15 protein-coding genes are annotated in these 15,441 nt (G+C 68.1%); 9 read left to right on the top strand and 6 right to left on the bottom strand.

Translation table 11 applies throughout. The features are described 5' to 3' along the window. Window positions 1-2: 2 nt before the first annotated feature. Window positions 3-1,076: a DUF2336 domain-containing protein gene (locus WDM86_18975; GenBank protein ID MEI9992107.1), complete on the bottom strand. Its 1,074-nt coding sequence runs from the start codon at window positions 1,074-1,076 to the stop codon at window positions 3-5. Window positions 1,077-1,219: 143 nt separating this feature from the next. Here WDM86_18975 and glpK point away from each other — a divergent pair, with 143 nt between their 5' ends. The 4 genes from glpK to WDM86_18955 all read left to right on the top strand — a co-directional run bounded on the left by glpK (window position 1,220) and on the right by WDM86_18955 (window position 6,586). After that, window positions 1,220-2,710 (top strand): glycerol kinase GlpK, encoded by a 1,491-nt coding sequence (gene glpK / locus WDM86_18970; protein ID MEI9992106.1) that lies wholly within the window; start codon window positions 1,220-1,222, stop codon window positions 2,708-2,710. Continuing rightward, window positions 2,707-3,099 carry a hypothetical protein gene (locus WDM86_18965; GenBank protein MEI9992105.1) on the top strand — a complete coding sequence of 131 codons (393 nt, stop codon included), beginning with the start codon at window positions 2,707-2,709 and terminating at the stop codon, window positions 3,097-3,099. Before glpK ends, WDM86_18965 begins: the two co-directional genes overlap by 4 nt. Before the next feature lie 207 nt (window positions 3,100-3,306). Then, window positions 3,307-4,098, top strand: coding sequence for a class II aldolase/adducin family protein (locus WDM86_18960; protein ID MEI9992104.1), 792 nt, complete (start codon window positions 3,307-3,309; stop codon window positions 4,096-4,098). Between the two features lie 169 nt (window positions 4,099-4,267). Continuing rightward, window positions 4,268-6,586, top strand: a complete 2,319-nt coding sequence (locus WDM86_18955) for a xanthine dehydrogenase family protein molybdopterin-binding subunit (protein ID MEI9992103.1) — start codon at window positions 4,268-4,270, stop codon at window positions 6,584-6,586. Here the strand turns inward: WDM86_18955 and WDM86_18950 are convergent, their stop codons facing one another. Continuing rightward, the gene (locus WDM86_18950; GenBank protein ID MEI9992102.1) at window positions 6,587-7,072 is read right to left on the bottom strand and encodes a tetratricopeptide repeat protein; all 486 of its coding nucleotides are present in this window, start codon (window positions 7,070-7,072) and stop codon (window positions 6,587-6,589) included. A 99-nt stretch (window positions 7,073-7,171) separates the two neighbouring features. On the opposite strand from WDM86_18950, the gene WDM86_18945 reads away from it, so the two are divergent. Then, window positions 7,172-7,789, top strand: a complete 618-nt coding sequence (locus tag WDM86_18945; protein ID MEI9992101.1) for a TetR/AcrR family transcriptional regulator — start codon at window positions 7,172-7,174, stop codon at window positions 7,787-7,789. Here WDM86_18945 and WDM86_18940 read toward each other — a convergent pair. Next, a complete protein-coding gene (locus WDM86_18940) occupies window positions 7,786-7,929 on the bottom strand; it encodes a hypothetical protein (GenBank protein ID MEI9992100.1) in 144 nt (47 codons plus the stop codon). The genes WDM86_18945 and WDM86_18940 overlap by 4 nt on opposite strands. 242 nt (window positions 7,930-8,171) lie before the next feature. Between WDM86_18940 and WDM86_18935 the strand changes: the two genes are divergently transcribed. Next, window positions 8,172-9,203, top strand: a complete 1,032-nt coding sequence (locus WDM86_18935) for a hypothetical protein (GenBank protein MEI9992099.1) — start codon at window positions 8,172-8,174, stop codon at window positions 9,201-9,203. Window positions 9,204-9,206: 3 nt separating this feature from the next. On the opposite strand, the gene WDM86_18930 is transcribed toward WDM86_18935, so the two are convergent. After that, window positions 9,207-10,004: a hypothetical protein gene (locus WDM86_18930; protein ID MEI9992098.1), complete on the bottom strand. Its 798-nt coding sequence runs from the start codon at window positions 10,002-10,004 to the stop codon at window positions 9,207-9,209. Beyond that, a complete protein-coding gene (locus WDM86_18925) occupies window positions 10,001-11,380 on the bottom strand; it encodes a glycosyltransferase (GenBank protein MEI9992097.1) in 1,380 nt (459 codons plus the stop codon). The genes WDM86_18930 and WDM86_18925 overlap by 4 nt, the downstream gene beginning before the upstream one ends. Window positions 11,381-11,671: 291 nt before the next feature. Here WDM86_18925 and WDM86_18920 point away from each other — a divergent pair, with 291 nt between their 5' ends. From WDM86_18920 to WDM86_18910, 3 genes are all read left to right on the top strand, one after another. Next, a complete protein-coding gene (locus WDM86_18920) occupies window positions 11,672-11,998 on the top strand; it encodes a cupredoxin domain-containing protein (GenBank protein MEI9992096.1) in 327 nt (108 codons plus the stop codon). A 3-nt stretch (window positions 11,999-12,001) separates the two neighbouring features. Then, window positions 12,002-12,841, top strand: a complete 840-nt coding sequence (locus WDM86_18915; protein MEI9992095.1) for an FTR1 family protein — start codon at window positions 12,002-12,004, stop codon at window positions 12,839-12,841. Between the two features lie 184 nt (window positions 12,842-13,025). Next, the gene (locus WDM86_18910; protein ID MEI9992094.1) at window positions 13,026-14,471 is read left to right on the top strand and encodes a tetratricopeptide repeat protein; all 1,446 of its coding nucleotides are present in this window, start codon (window positions 13,026-13,028) and stop codon (window positions 14,469-14,471) included. Here the strand turns inward: WDM86_18910 and WDM86_18905 are convergent. Next, window positions 14,468-15,334, bottom strand: a complete 867-nt coding sequence (locus WDM86_18905; protein MEI9992093.1) for a YihY/virulence factor BrkB family protein — start codon at window positions 15,332-15,334, stop codon at window positions 14,468-14,470. The genes WDM86_18910 and WDM86_18905 overlap by 4 nt on opposite strands. Window positions 15,335-15,441 lie beyond the last annotated feature (107 nt).

Genomic DNA, 15,441 nt, shown 5'->3' with positions numbered 1-15,441 from the left:
TTCTAGTTGAGCCGCAAGCTGCTCAGTTCCGTGAGCGCGCCCGGCTTGGACACCGTCGAAAACACCCGGTCGACCTCGCCCATGTCGGCATGGGTCAGCACCGCGCGCATATTGCGCGCCTGGCGCGACAGGTTGAACACCGTGTTGAAGACGCAGCGGTCGATGCCGACGCCGCGGCAGGCCAGCGCCACCGCGCGCGGCCCGCCGTCGTAGAATTTGAGCCGCAGCTCGGCCAGCGGCAGGTTGACCATCTTGGCCAGCGCCAGATCGAATAGGTCCGACTGGCCTTGGTGCAGCACGCGCAGCAGGAACCCGGCCTTCAACTGGCCCGACGCGGCGAGCTTGTCGATCAGCTTCTGGGCGCTTTCGGCGGGCGGCGTGCGCGGCGCCGCCGGCTCGGACGTGACCACGGTCTCGGCCTGCGCCATCGCCGTCGTCAGCCGCTCGGGCGCGATCTTGTAGTTCGCGACGATGTAGTTCTTCAGCGCGTCGGCGACCCATTCGCACATCCGCGTCGCCAGCACCGGCGGCAGATCGGGACGATGGGTCAGCGGTTCCTGCAGGCTCTCCAGCCGGCGCGACTTCTCGACCAGCGTCTCGAAGGCGAGCGACGAGATCTTCGCCGTCGCGTTGCGCACCAGCGCCACGAGCACCGTCTCGGCCTCGCTCTTGGCGAGCAGTTCGGTCACCGGCTCGCCGATATGGGCGCGGTTGGCGACCGCCTCGTAATGCGCCTCGCTCGCCGCGGCGAGCAGGCGCAGGACATCGGTGTCGGTCAAAAGCGGGCTGCGCAGCAGCAGCGGGCGCGCGACCTCGATCTTGTCGTCGGCCAGAAGCAGGATGAGATCGTGCGGCGCCGTCGTGTCGTCGGCCAGCCGCTCGGCCAGCGCGATGCGGATCGCCATCTCGACGTCGCGGGTCAGCCGGCGCAGGATCTCGTGCATAAGAGCGCGCTCGCGCTCGTTCAGGCCGGTGCCCTGGATGCGATAGAGCGAGGCCACCGCGAGGTAGATCTCCTCCCGGCTGGTTCCCTGCGGATTGACGGCGAGCTGGGCCAGGCGGCCCATGTCGCTCATGTCGTGCGCGGTAAGCCCCACATCCTGCCCCGAAATGCCTTCTGCACCCGGCAATTCTGCCGTCCGACAGCAGTAGCAAAGGAGCGTTAACGGCGTGTTAAGCTAGTCGGCATCGACTCGCGCAAGCTGTGCCGAAATCAGACATGACCGACGAACCCTATATCCTGGCGATCGACCAGGGGACGACCTCGACGCGCGCCATCCTGTTCGACAGCGCCGCCCGCCCGCTTGCCAGCCATGCCATCGAGCTTCAGCAGCATTATCCCGCCAACGGCTGGGTCGAGCACGACGCGGAGGAGATCTGGCGGGCGGCGCTCGCCTGTTCGCGCGCCGCGCTCAAGGGCGTGCCGGCCGCCTCCGTCGCCGCCATCGGCATCACCAACCAGCGCGAGACCACGGTCATGTGGGACCGCCGGACGGCCAAGCCGCTGCACAACGCCATCGTCTGGCAGGACCGCCGCACCGCCGAGCGCTGCCGCGCGCTGAAGGCAAGGAAGCTCGAACCGCGCATCGCCGCCAAGACCGGCCTTCTGCTCGATCCCTATTTCTCGGCGACCAAGATGGAATGGCTGCTCGACCGCATTCCCGGCTCGCGCCGCCGCGCCGAGGACGGCGAGATCGCGCTCGGCACCATCGACTCCTGGCTGATCTACAAGCTGACCGGTGGCAACGTCCACGCGACCGACGTGACCAACGCCTCGCGCACCATGCTGCTCGATCTGAAGACGCTCGAATGGGACGCCGAGCTGATGAAGCTGTTCGGTGTGCCGCGCAATGCGCTGGCGGAGGTGCGCGACAGCGCCGGCGATTTTGGGCGCGCCGAAGAATCCTTGCTCGGCGCGTCGATCCCGATCCTCGGCGTCGCCGGCGATCAGCAGGCCGCCGCTTTCGGCCAGGCCTGCTTCTCGCCCGGCGACGTGAAATCGACCTATGGCACGGGCTGCTTCGCGCTGGTCAACACCGGCCCGAAAGTCCCCGCCTCGAAGAACCGCCTGCTGGCGACCAGCGCCTATCGCATCGGCCGCAAGACCGCCTACGCCATCGAGGGCAGCATCTTCGTCGCCGGCGCGGTGGTGCAGTGGCTGCGCGACGCGCTCGGCTTGATCCGCAGCGCCGAGGAGATCGAGGCCTTGGCCCGCACCGCCAAGGACGCTGATGGCCTCTATTTCGTTCCCGCCTTCACCGGCCTCGGCGCGCCCTATTGGGACCCCGAGGCGCGCGGCGCCGTTGTCGGCCTGACACGGGACACCGGCGCCGCCGAGATCGCGCGCGCCGCGCTCGACGCGGTGTGCTTCCAGACCCGCGACCTGCTCGAAGCGATGGCGCGCGACTTGAAAAGCCGCGGCCTTCGGCCGCCGAGGGCACTGAAGGTCGATGGCGGCATGGTGCGCAACGACTGGTTCTGCCAGCGCCTCGCCGACCTGACCGGCCTGCCGGTCGACCGCCCGCAAGTGACCGAGACCACCGCGCTCGGCGCCGCCTATCTCGCCGGCCTTGCCGCTGGCCTGTTCAAGGACACCAAGGACATCGCCGCCCGCTGGGCACTGGATCGCAGGTTCACGCCCGCCATGAAACCTTCCCTCCGCAACGCGCTTTACGAAGGATGGCAGACCGCCGTGGAGCGCGTGCGATGAGCGAACCCGATGCGCAAATGCTGGCGCTGGCCACCGGCATCGCGCGCTTCATCGCGGGTGGCGGCGGCCTCGATGGCATCTTCGCCCGCGACGTGACGATCATCGAGAACTTCCCGCCCCACGTCTTCCGCGATGTCGCGACCTGGCGCGACGCCATGATCCATCACGTTCACGCCTTGAGCGATCTCGCCTTCACCTTCGCGCCGGCGGTGGATTTCAGCATCCATGGCGAGCGCGCCTATTTCTGCGTGCCGGTGACCTGGACCGGCAAGCTCCACGGCAAACCGTTCCGCGAGCTGGGCGGCAAATCCCTTGTCCTTCAGAAAGAAGACGGCGCCTGGCGCGTCGCCGCCTACGCCTGGGCGGTGGTGGAGATGCGGTTTGTCTGACAAACACGCCGCGACGGCACTTTAAACAACGTTGTCATCCGCCGCGAATGCGGCGGACCCAGGTGAAATCCTGCTCCGCCGCTGGAAATCTCAGCTGGGTGCCCCGCATTCGCGGGGCATGACACCGTGTTTTATTGCAACTTCCGCCGTTTGACTGCCGCGCCCCCGAGGTCCAAAATTGCGCTTCGTCATTCGCCGGAGAGCCCCATGAGCAGCGCCGCCCGCAAGATGCCCACCACCGACGATGTCGCCTCCGTCCGGGACAAGGTCTCCGCCGAGGAATGGGCGATCCGCGAGGATCTTGCCGCCACCTACCGCCTGGTCGCGATGCATGGCTGGGACGATATGATCTTCACCCACATCTCCGCCCGCGTGCCCGGTCCCGAGCACCACTTCCTCATCAACCCCTATGGCCTGCTGTTCGAGGAGATCACCGCCTCCAGCCTCGTGAAGATCGGCGTCGACGGCAACAAGGTGATGGACTCGCCGTTCCCGGTGAACGCGGCCGGCTTCACCATCCATTCCGCCCTGCACATGCACCGCGAGGACGCGGGCTGCGTCATCCACCTGCACACCACCGATGGCGTGGCGGTGTCGGCGCAGAAGGACGGCCTGTTGCCGCTCGACCAACACGCCATGATGGTCACCGGCGATCTGGCCTATCACGACTATGAGGGCATCGCGCTCGATCTCGACGAGCGCGACCGCCTCGTCGCCGACATCGGCGAGAAGAACGCGATGCTGCTGCGCAATCACGGCACGCTGGCGCTGGGCAAGAACTGCGCCGACGCCTTCCTGCGCATGTATTACCTGGAGCGCGCCTGTTCGATGCAAGTGCGCGCGCTCGGCGGCGGCGCGACGCCGAACTGGCCGAACCAGGGCGTGCCGGAGAAGACGGCGGGGCAGGGCGCGATGGCGTTCAACGGCCTGGTCGGCGCGCTTGCCTGGCCGGCGCTGCGCCGCAAATGCGATCGCACGGACCCGAGCTATAAGAATTGAGTGTCGCGCGGCCTGCGCGCCGTAATCCCAACTTGTCATGGCCCGCGAATGCGGGCCACCCAGTTGGGTTGAGCACAATCTGAGTCCCCCTGGGCTCGCGTCACCTGGGTGGCCCGCATTCGCGGGCCATGACAGCGGAATGGAAAATCGAGAAACCTAGGACACATCCATGAAATTCGGCGTCGGTCAGTCGGTCAAGCGCACGGAAGACATCCGCTTTGTCACCGGTCAAGGTCAGTACACGGACGACCTGCGGTTCACCGACGAGACCCATGCCTGCTTCCATCGCAGCCCGCACGGCCACGCCAAGATCCTTTCGGTCGATGTCTCCGCCGCCAAGGAGGCGCCCGGCGTGGTCGATGTGCTGACCCATGCCGATCTGGCGACCTACGGCGTCAATCCGATGCCGCTGATGGCGCCGGTCAAGAACCGCGACGGCTCCTCGACCCGCACCTCGCCCAAGGCGGTGCTCGCCGGCGACCGCGTCACCTTCATCGGCGAGGCCGTCGCCATGGTGATCGCCGAGACCTATGCCCAGGCCAAGGATGCCGCCGAACTCATCGCCGTCGAATACGAGGCGCTCGACGCCGCCGGCACGCTGACCGCGGCGCCCACCGGCCCGCAGATATGGGAAAGCGCGCCCGGCAATGAAAGCTTCGACTGGGCCGATGGCGACGAGGCCGGCACCGCCGCCGCCTTCGCATCCGCCGCCCACACCGTCTCGCTCAAGGTCGTGCAGAACCGCGTCAGCGCCATGCCGATGGAAACCCGCAACGCGATCGGCCTCTACGACGCGGCGGCCGACGCCTATACGCTCTACGTCACCTCGCAGGGCGCGGCGAACATCCGCGGCGCGCTGGCGACCCGCATCCTCGGCGTGCCGGTCGACAAGCTGCGCGTCATCACCAAGGACGTCGGCGGCGGCTTCGGCATGAAGGGCTTTCTCTATCCCGAACAGCCCGCCGTCCTGATCGGCGCCCGCAAGACCGGCCGCCCGGTGCGCTGGAGCGCCGAGCGCACCGAAAGCTTCCTCGCCGACGACCACGGCCGCGACATGATCACCACCGGCGAACTCGCGCTCGACAAGGACGGCAAGATCCTCGCGCTCCGCTTCACCGGCACCGCGAACATGGGCGGCTATCTCTCCGTCTACGCGCCGTTCATCCCCACGCTCGCCGGCAGCCGCATCTTCGGCGGCGTCTACCGCGTGCCCAGGGCCTGGACGAACGTGAAGGGCTATTTCTCGAACTCCGCGCCGGTCGACGCCTATCGCGGCGCCGGCCGCCCCGAGGCCGCCTACCTTATGGAGCGGCTGATGGACGCCGCCGCAGCCCAGACCGGCATCGACGCGGTGGAGATCCGCAAGCGCAATCTTCCGTCCCCGGACGAACTGCCCTACGCCAATCCCTGGGGCATCAAATACGATTCCGGCGACTATCCGCGCCTCCTCGCCGAGGGCCTCAAGCGCGCCGACCAGCAGGGCTTTCCCGCTCGCAAGGCGGAATCGGCGAAGCGCGGCAGGCTGCGCGGATTCGGCTTCGCCTATTACGTCGAGATCACCGGCGCCGCCGGCCAGGAGCCGGCTGCGATCAAGTTCACAGAGAATGGCGGCGTCGAGCTCTATTGCGGCACGCAATCGAACGGGCAGGGCCACGAGACCTCCTTCGCCCAGCTCGTCGCCGAGAAGCTCGGCGTGCCGTTCGAATCCATCACCGTCAAGCAGGGCGACACGACCTGGGTGAACGGCGGTGGCACCGGCGGCTCGCGTTCGCTCAACATGTCGGGCGGCGCGCTTCTGGTCTCGTCGGACGAGGTGATCAAGAAAGGCAAGGTCGCGGCGGGGCAGGTGCTCCAGGCCGGCGGCAAGGAGGTCGGCTTTGCGGTGGTCGAGGGCGTCGGCACCTTCGCGGTGGCGGGCACCGGCCAGAGCATCAGCGTCGGCGAGCTCGCCGTCACGCTCAAGCGCGAGAAACTTCCCGGCTTTGAGAACGGCCTCGACAGCGACGGCCTCTTCCAGGGTCAGGCGCCGACCTTCCCGAACGGCTGCCATGTCTGCGAGGTCGAGATCGATCCCGACACCGGCCACACCCAGGTCGCGAGCTACCATGTGCTCGACGATTTCGGCCGCATCATCAATCCGATGCTGGTGGCGGGCCAGGTCCATGGCGGCGTCGTCCAGGGCCTCGGCCAGGCGCTGCTGGAGAACATCGTCTATGACGAGAGTTCGGGCCAGCTCCTGACCGCGAGCTTCACCGACTACGCCATGCCGCGCGCCTCCGACATGCCGGACATCGACTTCAAATACGAAGAGATCCCCTGCGTCACCAACCCCTTGGGCGCCAAGGGTTGCGGCGAGGCCGGCACGGTGGGCGCGCTGCCCGCGGTGATGAGCGCCATCGCCGACGCGCTCGGCGTGGTCCACATCGACATGCCCGCGACCCCCGAGCGGGTATGGCGCGTGCTGCAGCAGAAGAAGAAGGCGGCGTAGCTACCAGCCCTTCGGCGCCGGCGCGCCCGCGCCATAGGCCGCGATCGCCTTGGTCAGCGTGTCGCGTTCCTCGCAGCCGTCCGGGCACAGGCTCGCCAGCGTGTCGAGTTCCTTCTGCGCCGACGCCGGATCGTGCATCTGCAGATACAGCTCGCCGAGATATTCGTGCGCGCCCTTGTGGTCCGGCTTCAAGGCCAGCGCCCGCTTGTAGTAGCCGAGCGAGGCGGGAAAATCGCCCGTCATGCGCTTGGTGTAGCCCAGATAGTTCAGCGTATCGGCGTCGTCCGGGTTGTCGGCCAGCGCGATCAGCAGATGCGGAATCGCCTGCGCGTACATCTCGTGCTTGATGAGCTTCACCGCGATCGCGTAGTCGCTCGTGGCCGGCTCGGTCGCGCCGCCGCTCCCACCGCTGCCCATCGAGAACGAGGGTGTCGCAAGGGCAAGAACGGCCGCCGCCGCCGCGAAGCCGAGCCAGGTCTTGCGCATGATTTCCTCCCGCGAATGCGCGCCAGTCTAGCGCGCCGCGCCGGCGCCGCGAAGCGCGCAAGATTGACTTAGGGTGTAAACGCGAGAGAAGCTCGCGCCATGGATCACGCGACTGCGGCCAACGCGGCCTCCGATACCCGCCCGATACGGCGCAAGCCCGAAAGCCTCGCCAAGCTGAAGCGCGCCGCGCGCAAGCTGTTCGTCGAGCGCGGCTATCACGCCACCCGGCCGCAGGACATCGCGCGCGAGGCGGGGCTGGGCCATGGCACCTTCTACCTGCACTATCCCGACAAGAAGGCCTGCTTCCTCGCCTTCGTGGACGACGCGCGCGAGGAGCTGCACGACTACATGAAGCAGCGCGAGCCCAAATCGCCGACGCTGGAGAACACGATCGCCGCGAACCTGAAGGCGGTCTACGAATATTCCGCCGAGCATCCCGGCGTGCTCGCGGCCGCGATGACCGACGAGCTGGTGATCGACGCCGAAGGCGCGCAGGCGACGCCGCTCCTGGTGCGCTGGGGCCTGGACTGGGGCGACCTCGTGCGCGAGGCGCAGCGCACCGGCCATGCCTGCACCACCTACAATCCCGAGATCGTCGGCCAGGCGATTCTCGGCGCGATCCACCAGACCGCCAGCGAAGGCGCCCGCAGCCAGCGCCCCCGCGCCGAAGTGCTGGACAACCTGACGCGCTTCCTGGTGAAGGCGCTGAAGCCTTAGGCCTCGGACTCCGCCGAAGTTGAGGAGACGGCAGGATGAGGGGGGCCCAAAGCCAAGCCCGGCTCGCTGGCCAGCGCGGCGCCGATGCCCAGGCCGATCGCGGCCCCGAACGCGACCGCGAATACGATTCTCCGTTTCATGCTGTACTCCTTGGGGTTGGGCGGATGCCGGGTACGGCCCTCCGCGCCTCGCAAGGCTCGCCCCCGCCGGTCGCGAAAGTGTCCCCAGGGCGTTGCAAGACCTTCAACCGATTGACGTTTTGTTGCGGTCTTCGATGTCCGGAAGGTGTACGCCGCGTAACCCCTGGCGTTGACAGGGCGGCGGACCTGACAAACTATCAGCGCAAGGATCGCGCTCGACGGTCCGTCTACGGAGGAATTCCATGGTCCAGCTCAGCTACACGCGCGACGAGATCATGGCCGACCACGCCTATGCCCGGCCGCAGGTCGAAGCCGGCTATCGCCTGCATGGCGGCTTCGACGCCGAGGGCGCCTATATCTCGCCGCGCACGCTGAACCGCTGGCCGGCCGTGAAGGCATGGGGCGCGCAGCTCGCCGTCCGCGGCTTTCCGGTGATCGACGCCTCGCTGCGCCTGCTCAAGCGCGGACCCTATCCGACGGTCGAGCAGCAGAAATTCCTCCTCGGCCACGGCTTCGGCGAGACGCTGTGGAATTCGCTGACCATCACCGGCATCATCGAGGCGCGCGGCGGCATGCTGGCCCAGGCCGTGGCGCCAAACTTCCAGGCGATCGTCGCCGAGCCGATCGGCGAGACCGCGCTCGGCCATCTCAACAAGGGCCTGCTCGCGGCGCACGGCTATGACGAGGGCGGCACCAAGTCGCTCGGCGTCGGCGGCCATGACGACATGTGGTTCGCGGTGCGCGACGCGCTGTTCGGCAAGAACGCCTATCCCATCCCGCAAGTGCCCGCGAGCATCAGCCGTCCGGAAACCGGACGACGCATGCCGCGGATCGCGAAGGAATACGAGGACTGGATCCTGCTGCTGATGAACGTGCTGATGATCGAGGTGAAGGCGGAGAGTTTCTTCGCCTTCTGCCAGGGCATCATGCGCGATCCGGCCAATTTCACCGACCGTCGCCCGGCCGCCGACCACGCCGCCGACCTCGTCGAGCGCATCCGCGCCGATGAGGCGATCCACGTCGCCTATCTCGCCACGGTGATCTCCGAGCTGCGCAGCCTGACGATCAGGACGGTCGATAGCGGGACGATGTCCGGCGCGTCGCTGATCGACCCGGTGTGGGAGCAGATGATCGAATGGCACGTCGTGACGGCCTCGGACCACGGCCGCGGCCAGTCGCGCGACTACATCCTGGATCGCCTGAAGACCAAGCCCAACGGCCAGTCGCTGGCGGCGCGTTTCGACGCGCTGGAATTCAAACAGGCGGCGGAGTAGGGCTCAATCCTGCGTCCACAGCGACACCTGCACGCCGCGTTCGACCAGTGCGTTCTGTCCGGCTGGCGAATAGAACGCGCCCACCTGCAGCGACCAGTGCCGTGACAGCTTCTGCACCAGCGAGACCTCGATCTTGTGGCTGCGGTAATAGGTATAGGGCGGCCGCGCATCGCCGGCGCTCACGATGTTGAAGCTCTGCGCCATCACCATCCAGTTCGGGGTGATCCACAGTCCGGCGGTGAGATCGACCGGCGTCTCGTTGGGCCGGGGCGAGGCGATCCAGCGCTGCCCGGCTTGCAGATCGATGAACCCGTCACGCCCCAACAACTTGAAGCTCGTGCCATAGAGCAGGCGAAGCTCGATCTGCCGGCCCGAAGCGCGGTCGGCCGCCGAGACCGAAAGATCGAACGCGCCCGCCGTCTTGTACGAGCCCTGTAGCGACAGCTTGCCGTGGCGGCCGTCGAGCAACAGCCGCGCCCCGCCCTCGAACGAGGAGTTGCGGACCCGCGCCGCCGCCAGCGCCGTTGGCCGTACATGCGCCAGCACATAGTCGGGCGTCGCGAACAGCGTCAGATAGTCGGTCAGGCCGTATTCGATGCAGTTCTGCACCAGCAGCTTGTTGAAGCCCGTCACAATGTCGGCGCGGCCGTGGCGGTCGAAGGCCAGCCCCGCGCTGCTCTGCGTCATCGCGGTGAACACCTGCCAGTGTCCCCGCTTCAGCGTCCAGGCGCCGGCCTGCGCCGCCGCGACCGACAGCGGGATCGCCAGCACCGCCGCCGCGACGCCCCGCGCCAGCCTCATCGCGCTTGCCGGCTCAGTCCGTGCGCCGTCTTCTCCCAGTAGAACGGCCGGCGGATCAATTGGCCGAGGCCGCGCCAGGCGGCGAAGGAGATCATCGCCCAATAGAGCGTCATGCCGAGCCCATAGGGCGACAGGTCCTGCCAGCCGCGCCGGATCGGGCTCGCCATGGCGAGGACGGTGAGCAGCAGATTGCCGCCGGCCAGCGCGGCCAGCGACAGCCCCGCGCCGTCGCCTTGCCCGAACGCCAGCGACAGCAGGAACACCAGCCACAGCAGCGGCGAGGCGAGCGAGGCCGCGACCGAGCCGCCGATGAACAGGTGGAATGCCGCGAAACCGCCGAGCCCGGCCCGCCGCACCAGCGCGAAGGGCCGCCTGGTATGCACCAGCCAAGTCTGCATATAGCCCTTCATCCAGCGCGAGCGCTGGCGAAACCAGACGCCGAGAAGCGTGGGCGCCTCCTCGAAGGTCGTCGAATCGATCATCGACACCCGCATGCCGAGCTGCGCGATGCGGATGCCGAGATCGGCGTCCTCGGTCACGTTGAACGGGTCCCAGCCGCCCAGCGCGCGCAGCACCGAGGTGCGGAAATGGTTGGAGGTGCCGCCCAGCGGCATCGGCACGCCCAGCCGGTCGAGCGCCGGCAGCATCACCTCGTACCAGACCGCGTAATCCAGCGCGAAAAGACGCGTCAGCACATTGTCCTTGGCGTTGTAGAAATTGAGCCGCGCCTGCAGGCAGGCGATGTCCGCCGTCCGCGCGCGGAACGCGGCGACCGCCTTGCGCAACTGGTCGCGCTCGGGCCGGTCCTCGGCGTCGTAGATGACGGTGAACTCGCCGCGCGCGAAGTTCAGGGCATAGTTGCAGGCGCGCGGCTTGGTGCGCGGATGGCCGTGCGGCACGCGCACGATCTCGAACGGACCGCGGCCTTCGAGCATCGCGGCGGCCCGCGCCGTCTCGCCGTCATCCGCCTCGACGATGATCTTGATGTCGAGCCTGTCGCGCGGATAATCGATCAGCAGCAGCGCGCGGGCCAGGCGCGGCAGCACATTGGCCTCGCGGAACAGCGGCACCAGGATCGTGTAGACCGGCAGCGCGTCGCCCGTCGCCGCCGCTTCGCCGCGCGGCCGCGCCGCGATCGTGGCGAGGCCGGCGCGGAACACCGTGCCGGCGACGAAGGCGAGGGACAGGGCCGTGACGAGCGCCGTCCATGCCGCCCGCGGCGCCGACGCCGCGAAGACGGCGCCGGCGGCGAAGACGAAAAGCAGCACGGCGATCTGCGCCCGCGTGATCACGACATGGGCCGACAGTTCCGGCATCGCGCGCGCCAGCCCGTTGGCGGCCTCGTCGGCCAGTTGCTCGGCGATTGCGTCCGTCACATCGCCGGCGGCGCATGTCTGTGCGCCTGCGCCGAGCGCAGGTCGCGGCAACGCCCGGACGTCTTCCCGTGTCATGGAAGTGCCTGTCGCGCAGACGTGGAACGCCGACGGCCACGCGGCCGCGATGGGGGAACACACGCCAAACCCGACACGCGTCGGCGAATCATTTGTCGGGAGGCATTGGTTGAGCAACTATGTTGTTTTCAACCGGTGGTTAACCAACTGCGGCGCCCCGGCGCTATACCTGCGAATGAGTTGCGATTACAGTCGCGCCGTCTTATGGAAAGCGTCATGTCGAAACCTGTCCTGATCCTGGGTGCAACCCTGGCGCTTCTGGCCACACCGGCGTTCGCCGACGAGCCGATCGCGGTGTCGCTGCAGAACCATCGCTTCACGCCGGCGACCATCCATGTGAAGGCCGGCGTGCCGACCGTCATCGCGCTCACCAACAATGACGACGCGGCCGAGGAATTCGACTCGAGCTCGCTCAAGGTCGAGAAGGTCGTGGCCGGGCACAGTTCGGGCAATGTGCGGCTGCGGCCGCTGGCGCCGGGGCGCTATCCCTTCATGGGCGAATATCATTCCGAGACGGCGCAGGGCGTCGTGATCGCGGAGTAGGCGATGCTGTCCAGTCTCATCATCGTGTTCCGCGAGGTCATCGAGGCCGGCCTGATCGTCGGCATCGTGCTGGCCGCGACGCAGGGCGTGGCGCGGCGCGGGCTGTGGGTTTGCGCCGGAATCGGCGGCGGCATTCTCGGCGCCTGCCTGGTCGCGGCGTTCGCCGGCGAGCTCGCGGCGCTGTTCGAGGGCAGCGGACAGGAAGTGTTCAACGCCTCGGTGCTGCTCATCGCCGTCGCGATGCTCACCTGGCACAATGTCTGGATGGCGGGGCACGGTAGGCAGATGGCGCGCGAGATGCGCGTCATGGGCGCCGAAGTGTCGGCCGGCAAGCGCACGCTGACGGCGATGGCGATCGTGGTCGGCGTGGCGGTGCTGCGCGAAGGCTCGGAGGTCGTGCTGTTCCTCTACGGCATCGCGGCGCAGGGCGGCACCTCGATGAGCTCGATGTTGCTGGGCGGCACGCTCGGCCTTGGCGCCGGCGCGGCGGTGTCGGGGCTGATGTATTTCGGGCTGCTCACCATCCCGGCGCATCGGCTCTTCGCGGTGACGGGCTGGCTGATCACGCTTCTGGCCGCCGGCATGGCGTCGCAGGCCGCGCTGTTCCTGCAGAACGCCGGCTATCTGCAATTCTGGATGATGCCGCTATGGGACACGTCCTGGCTGCTGTCCGACGACAGCATCGCCGGCCGCCTGCTGCACACGCTGATCGGCTACACCGACCAGCCCGACGGATTGCAGCTCGCGGCCTATGCTTTGACCATCGCCGCGATCGTCACGCTGATGCGCGTGGTCAACCCTCCGCGTCCGTTGCCGGCCGCTGTCGCGAGCCCGGCCGAATAGGTCCTGTGCCAAATCGCAACGGCGCCGTCGCCTTCGAACAAGTTCCGTTCGAGCCCGCGCACGCGCGACGAGTTCCGTCGATGGAACCGCTACTGCTTGAACAATAAGTCAAAACCGAACGATCTGCTTGCCGCTTTGGTAAGACGCCGCTGCCATTGTGGCGCCGTCATCGGTGAGACGGCCCATGCAAAACGGTGAAGCGAACGCGGTCGACGGGGTTGCGGCGGAAGCGGCGGCCGTCGAGGCCGCGCCGCCGAGCGATGCGCCGCCGCGCCAAAGGCTGGTGCGCCGCGGCGAGCTGGCGCAACTGCTCGACGCCAAGCTCGTCGAGGACACCGAGCTCAAGGATGCGCCGCGGGCGCCCGACGCCTGGCTCGAGCGGCGCCTGCGCGTGTTCGAGCGCCAGATGACCGCCATGGAATCCCGCCAGGAGCAGGTCGAGAAGAACGCCCGCGCCGCCGCCGCCGCGGCCGAGGAGACCATCAAGGCGTTGCAGGCGACCGTCGCCGAATTGAAGGGGCGCGCCGACGCGGCGGAGGCGAAGGTCAAAACCGTCGCCGCCGAATTGCGCGCCAGCCTCAACGAAGCGGTGCTGCGCGTCGAAACCGTCGAGAGCGTGGCGCGCGCCGCGCTGGCCGAAAATCACGGCGCCGAAGCGGAAGTGCCGGCCGCCGTCGAGGCCGCGCCGGTCGAGACGCCGCCGGAAGAGCCGGCGCCGTCGCAAGACGAAGCCAAGCCCGCCGACGAGCCCGGCGCACCGGGCGAAGCGCCGAAATCCTATTTGACCGAGGTCCGCAAATCCGTCGCCGCCGCGACTGCCGCCGCCGAGGCCGAGGCTGCCGCGAAGGCCGAAAAGAAGTCGGCACGGGTCCGCTTCGGCCTGACCCGCTATTTCCTCGGCAGCGTCATCGTGCTGACCATCTTCGCGGCCGGCGCCGGCGTCGCCTTCAGCAAGGGCCTGAGCGACGGACGGCGCGATGCCATCGTGCACCGCGCGGCGGCGCCCGCGCGCGTCGCGCTCGCCGTTGCGCCCGCAACGCCGCTCGACCGGTTGACCGCCCGCGCCGAAGCCGGCGACGCGGTGGCGGAATTGACGGTGGGCTTGCGCTATCTGGGCGGGAAGGATCCGGCCCAGGCCTTCCACTGGATCACGCTGGCGGCGATCCACGGCCAGCCGGTGGCGCAATATCGCCTGGCGCTGCTGTATGCGAACGGCACCGGCACGGCGCGCGACGAGGCGCATGCGCTGTACTGGTACGAGGCGTCGGCGCTGCAGGGCAACCGCAAGGCGATGCACGATCTCGCCATCGCCTATGCCCAGGGCCGCGGCACGGCGAAGAACTCGGCGGAGGCCGCGCGCTGGTTCTCGCGCGCTGCCGGCTTCGGCTACATCGATTCCGAGTTCGACCTCGCGGTCTTGTACGAGCGCGGCGAGGGCGTGCCGCAAAGCCTGCTCGACGCCTACAAATGGTACGCGGTCGCCGGCCGGCAGGGCGACGCGGAGTCCAAGACGCGGCTGGAAGCGCTGCAGACCCAGTTGAGCGCCGACGACCTGGCCGCCGCCCGTCACGCCGCCGAGGCCTTCAAGGCCGCGCCCTACGACCGCGACGCCAACGTGCTCGACCTTTAAGCCGCCCGCGCGATCGGCGAGGGCAGGGGCCCCGGCTGGCAGGCGATGTCCTGCTGGCTGCCGAAGCGGCAGGCATAAGCCTTGGTGAATTCGGCGCCCAGCAGGAAAACCTGCGCGGAGTAATACACCCAGACCAGCATGACGATCAGGCCGCCCCAGGCGCCATAGGGCGCCTCGAGGCCGGTGCTGCCGAAATAATAGCCCAGCAGGAATTGCCCGAGCTGGAACAGCAGCGCGGTGCCGACGGCGCCGACGCCGACATCGCGCCATTCGAGGTCCTTGTTCGGCACGACCTTGTAGATCGCCGCGAACAGCAAAGAGGTCAGCACCGTCGAAATGCCGAGATTGAGCAGCGACAGCGCGAGCCGGCTATAGGCCGTGTGCGCGTCGATATAGTTGCCCAGAAGCGTGATCCCGGCGGTGAACACCATCGAGACCAGCAGTAGAAAGCCGAGCCCGACGACGAGCGCCAGGCTGACGGCCCGCCCGCGCAGCAGGCGCATCAGGACCGGCCCCTTGCGCGGCGCCCGCCAGATGACGTTCAGCGCGTCCTCCATCTCGCCGAACACGCCCGAGGCGGTGAGGATCAGGGTCACGACGCCGATGATGCTGCCGATGAGGCCGTTCGACGTGCCGGGCGCGTTGCGGATGGCGAGCAGCAGCACCTTCTGGCTCTGGAGGTCGATCAATTGGGCGAAGTGCTGGACGATGGCGGTACGGGCGGCGTCCCGGCCGAAGCCCAGGCTCGCGACCGTCACGGCGATGTACAGCGTGGGCGCGATGGCGGTCGCGCCATAGAAGGCGATGGCCGCGCCGCGCGTCATCGCGCCGTCTTCGATGAAGGCTTCGACACCGTCGCGCATCAGGCGCCAAAAAGTCAGAAGTCCGGTTCCCCGCATACGGGAACAACGCGCGCGAGGCCCCGGATGTTGCAGCGGGCAGCGTAAACGCCGCGAAAGCGTTCTCGATG

It is taken from the genome of Rhizomicrobium sp., from assembly GCA_037200045.1.
In the GTDB taxonomy this organism is placed as follows: Bacteria; Pseudomonadota; Alphaproteobacteria; order Micropepsales; family Micropepsaceae; genus Rhizomicrobium.
The sequence above is the reverse complement of the archived record's forward strand: the minus strand, read 5'-3'. Positions and strand labels throughout refer to the sequence as shown.

Excerpts from the sequence above, each read along its gene's own strand:
- WDM86_18975 (MEI9992107.1), bottom strand. The coding sequence starts at position 1,076 with ATGAGCGACATGGGCCGCCTGGCCCAGCTCGCCGTCAATCCGCAGGGA.
- glpK (MEI9992106.1), top strand. The coding sequence starts at position 1,220 with ATGACCGACGAACCCTATATCCTGGCGATCGACCAGGGGACGACCTCG.
- WDM86_18965 (MEI9992105.1), top strand. The coding sequence starts at position 2,707 with ATGAGCGAACCCGATGCGCAAATGCTGGCGCTGGCCACCGGCATCGCG.
- WDM86_18960 (MEI9992104.1), top strand. The coding sequence starts at position 3,307 with ATGAGCAGCGCCGCCCGCAAGATGCCCACCACCGACGATGTCGCCTCC.
- WDM86_18955 (MEI9992103.1), top strand. The coding sequence starts at position 4,268 with ATGAAATTCGGCGTCGGTCAGTCGGTCAAGCGCACGGAAGACATCCGC.
- WDM86_18950 (MEI9992102.1), bottom strand. The coding sequence starts at position 7,072 with ATGCGCAAGACCTGGCTCGGCTTCGCGGCGGCGGCGGCCGTTCTTGCC.
- WDM86_18945 (MEI9992101.1), top strand. The coding sequence starts at position 7,172 with ATGGATCACGCGACTGCGGCCAACGCGGCCTCCGATACCCGCCCGATA.
- WDM86_18940 (MEI9992100.1), bottom strand. The coding sequence starts at position 7,929 with ATGAAACGGAGAATCGTATTCGCGGTCGCGTTCGGGGCCGCGATCGGC.
- WDM86_18935 (MEI9992099.1), top strand. The coding sequence starts at position 8,172 with ATGGTCCAGCTCAGCTACACGCGCGACGAGATCATGGCCGACCACGCC.
- WDM86_18930 (MEI9992098.1), bottom strand. The coding sequence starts at position 10,004 with ATGAGGCTGGCGCGGGGCGTCGCGGCGGCGGTGCTGGCGATCCCGCTG.
- WDM86_18920 (MEI9992096.1), top strand. The coding sequence starts at position 11,672 with ATGTCGAAACCTGTCCTGATCCTGGGTGCAACCCTGGCGCTTCTGGCC.
- WDM86_18915 (MEI9992095.1), top strand. The coding sequence starts at position 12,002 with ATGCTGTCCAGTCTCATCATCGTGTTCCGCGAGGTCATCGAGGCCGGC.
- WDM86_18910 (MEI9992094.1), top strand. The coding sequence starts at position 13,026 with ATGCAAAACGGTGAAGCGAACGCGGTCGACGGGGTTGCGGCGGAAGCG.
- WDM86_18905 (MEI9992093.1), bottom strand. The coding sequence starts at position 15,334 with ATGCGCGACGGTGTCGAAGCCTTCATCGAAGACGGCGCGATGACGCGC.